The following is a 3,321-nucleotide window of genomic DNA, read 5'->3' on the forward strand; positions in this document are numbered from 1 at the left end:
AGACAGGCTGCACCCGACAAGGCACAACGGCCATGTCGAGCGCGATATCAAATGAACCGGAACAGGCTGTAGCGATATGGAGCTCCGCTCAGGGGTGCACCCGTTTTGAATGCGGGGGTACTGCCAAGTCCGAGAGCAAGGATGCGATCAGGGCATCTGGTGCCTTGAACCGGCCACGCCTCAGTTCAGGGGGGATTACCGCCTCGACCGCTTCCAACTTATCGGACGGGTCCATGCGGAGGTAGACCTCTGTCGTGCGGATATCGGCGTGGCCGAGCCACAGGGCGACCTTGCGGATGTCGCGGGTTGCCTGCAGCATGACGACTGCGCAGCCGTGCCGAAGCTGATGAGGTGAGACGCGACGGTCGCGAAGCGATGCGCAGCGCTCGGCTGCCTTGCCGACATGCTTGTTGAGCACATACTCGAAGCCGGCGCGGGTCATCGGATAGCCCTGAGCATTGACGAAGAGCTCCGGCACGCGGACTGCGCCCCGGACGCTCAGCCAGGCACGAAGGTCCCTCGCAGTATCCTTCCAGAGCGGTAGGCAGCGTTCTTTGCGGCCTTTTCCTAGAACCGTCAGGCTTGCGCCTTGTCGAAGCGATAGGTTTTCCGTCCGAACGCCGACAAGTTCGGAGACCCGCAAGCCTCCGGCGAAGCAGAGATGCATCATCGCCCGATCACGGATGCCAGATCTCGTTGCCAAGTCGGGCGCGTTGAGAATTGCGCGGATCTCTTCCATCGTCAGATGACGGATGAGCTTCTGGTCATGGCGCTTGGTTGGAATCGCATGTACCCGGCCGATCTGCTCCAGTGCGGAGGGCACCTTGTGCTCGAGGTAGCGCATGAACGCCTTGATGGCGGCGAGCCGCACATTGCGAGTGGACGCGCTATTGCCGCGATCCTGTTCAATGTGCGCGAGGAAGGCCACGATCATAGGCGCGTCGAGGTCTTCGATGGCAAGCAGCGACGGGCGAGTGCCCAGCCGGCTTGCTGCGAAGTTGAACAGCAGCTTGAAGCTGAACGCGTATGTCTCACAGCTTTGCGGGCTATAACCTCGTTGTTGGGGCATATAGTCTCGCAGGAAGCCAGTGATGAGAGGGGCGAGCTCCGTCATGCGGCGTTCTCCCCGACCAAAGTTTCTGCCGCCGCGGCAATGTCGGTCATCATTTGCGGCGTCGCCTGGAGATACCAGTATGTATTGTGGATACTGACATGGCCAAGGTACGTCGACAGAGCGACGAAGTGCCGGGCAACTTCGCCGCGCTCGGCGCCGCATTGTTCCAGAACGCGGGTTGCGAAAGTATGACGAAGATCATGGATGCGTGGCTGCTGATTTCGCTCCGGCGCGATGCCTGCTCGTCGTAAGATGCAGCGGAATGTATAGTTCACCGTCGTCGGGTACAGCTGTCGGTGCTCGACAGATGGGAAGAGCCAATCACTTTCGCCTGCGTGTTGGCGCCGAGCCTCAAGATAGCGTTGGAGCGCTTCCATAACGGTCGCGTGCAGCGGCACCAGCCGGCTCTTGCGGAACTTGGTTTCGCGAATATGCAACACGCCGTCATGAAGAATGTCATCGAGCCTGAGCGCAAGAGCCTCGGAGACGCGCAGTCCAGTGGATGCGATCAAACCAAAAAGCATGACATAAAGCTTGCGACGCAGCGGATTGGGCCTTTGGTGCCTCAGATTGCCGGCCGCATCGAGAAGCCGGGCGATCTCGTCCGCAGTGTAGATGTAGGGAACCGGTCGATTGGTGGTCCGCTTGATATCTGCGGGCGGTATCTCGTGACGAGGATCCTCCGCCTGCATGAAGCGGGCAAAGATGATCAAGGCCGTCAGTCGATGCGCCATGGCGTTTGGGCTTTTGGCTGCCACGGGCAACCAAGCCAGAGCTGTTGCCGTGCGAATGTGGCTCTCGTCGTGATCCGCTGCAAAGCGCGCGAACGCAAGGAGATGCCGTTCGGCCCGGACAAGTTTGTAACCTAGCGCGCGGCGCAGACTGATATAGCGGTTGACGTCGGCGCTCAGCATGGCAGCCTCCCGCCCCATGGCTGCGCAATTTCGGACAAGAGGCCGATGTCTACTTTGGCGTAAAGCGCCGTCGTCGATGGAGAACGGTGACGCAATACCGCCCCGACGCCGGCAAGGCTTGCGCCACTCCGCAGCATTGCGGTCGCCGCTGAGTGCCGCAGCACATGCGCGCCGCGATGGATGCTTTCAATTCCAGCTCTGTCGAGCGCACGACGCACGATACATCTTACGGCAATGCGGCTCACCGGCCTGATCGGCGCGATATCCGTCAGCAACACCCGGGTCGTCGCAATGCGCGGCCTTGCCCGCTCGATATAAGCTAACATGGCCTCGCCAACGTCCTGAGGCAGCGGCAGCCATTCCTCGCGCCGGACCTTTCCGACAAGCGTTATTCAGCCATTCTTCCAATCGATATCAGCGAAAGTGAGATTAGCGACTTCGCTCGCCCTGAGGCCCAACCGAGCCAGAAGCAGCATGATAGCGCGGTCGCGTAAGCGGCTCTCGCCGTCACAAGTGGCAAGAAGGCGGTCAATGTCACTTTGACTAAGAAAGCGCGGCGTCGTCGCCAGTTGCCAGTTCGCAAAGCTCGGAACCGCATGTTCCCGCCCGACAGGGCATTGCCCCATCGCGACGAGATACTTGAGGTAGGCGCGCGTGGCGACGGCGATGCCCCGCGCGCGCCAACGTCCGTGCGGCTTCGCTCGCTCAAGTACGAAGTCCCGGATCGAGGCGGCCGTATAAGCCACAGGATCTGTGCCGAGCGATATAAATAGGTCGACCAATACCGGCTGGTAAGTGTTGAGCGTCGAGTCCTTGATGCCGCGTTGCTCCCGCATCCAGCGACCGAAGGTGGCCAGCGCCGGCCAAGCCTCCTCCAGTGACGAGGCCCGCTCTTGCAGCAGAACGTCGCACTCGCACAGATACGCGACGAACAGTGCGGCAGCACCCTGTGGCGCACGGGCAGTCTTGCTACCTTTGAACACTGATGCAGATGCGTTCAAACCGACGGCAAGTGTTTCGACACCGAAGCCGGCGGCACGCACCCAATCACCCCACAGTGCCAGCAGGCGCACCACCTCCACGATTGTTGCGGCCGAATAATTCCGCCGGCCAAGCCAGTGCTTGAATCCGTCGACATGCGGCTGTAGCCAGTTGATCCGAACATCGACACTGCGGCGATGTCTGTACTTTCGCTTTGTCATTCTGTTTCCTCGATTTGATCGTTGGTGCCGGAGGAGTCCGGCGCGTCGAACAAATCGAAGGTTTCGAAGCCATTCCAGCGTCGGCGGGCAA

2 protein-coding genes and 1 pseudogene are annotated in these 3,321 nt (G+C 60.6%); all 3 read right to left on the reverse strand.

Translation table 11 applies throughout. The annotated features are described in order from the left end of the window. Window positions 1-88: 88 nt before the first annotated feature. The gene (locus M2360_RS26755; RefSeq protein WP_280778436.1) at window positions 89-1,114 is read right to left on the reverse strand and encodes a tyrosine-type recombinase/integrase; all 1,026 of its coding nucleotides are present in this window, start codon (window positions 1,112-1,114) and stop codon (window positions 89-91) included. Next, on the reverse strand, window positions 1,111-2,028 hold the full coding sequence (locus M2360_RS26760) for a tyrosine-type recombinase/integrase (protein ID WP_280778437.1): 918 nt from the start codon (window positions 2,026-2,028) through the stop codon (window positions 1,111-1,113). Before M2360_RS26760 ends, M2360_RS26755 begins: the two co-directional genes overlap by 4 nt. Next, window positions 2,022-3,230 (reverse strand): annotated as a pseudogene (locus tag M2360_RS26835) (tyrosine-type recombinase/integrase). Before M2360_RS26835 ends, M2360_RS26760 begins: the two are co-directional and overlap by 7 nt. Window positions 3,231-3,321: the final 91 nt, after the last annotated feature.

It is taken from the genome of Rhizobium sp. SG_E_25_P2 (genome assembly GCF_029892285.1).
Lineage (GTDB): Bacteria > Pseudomonadota > Alphaproteobacteria > Rhizobiales > Rhizobiaceae > Rhizobium_E.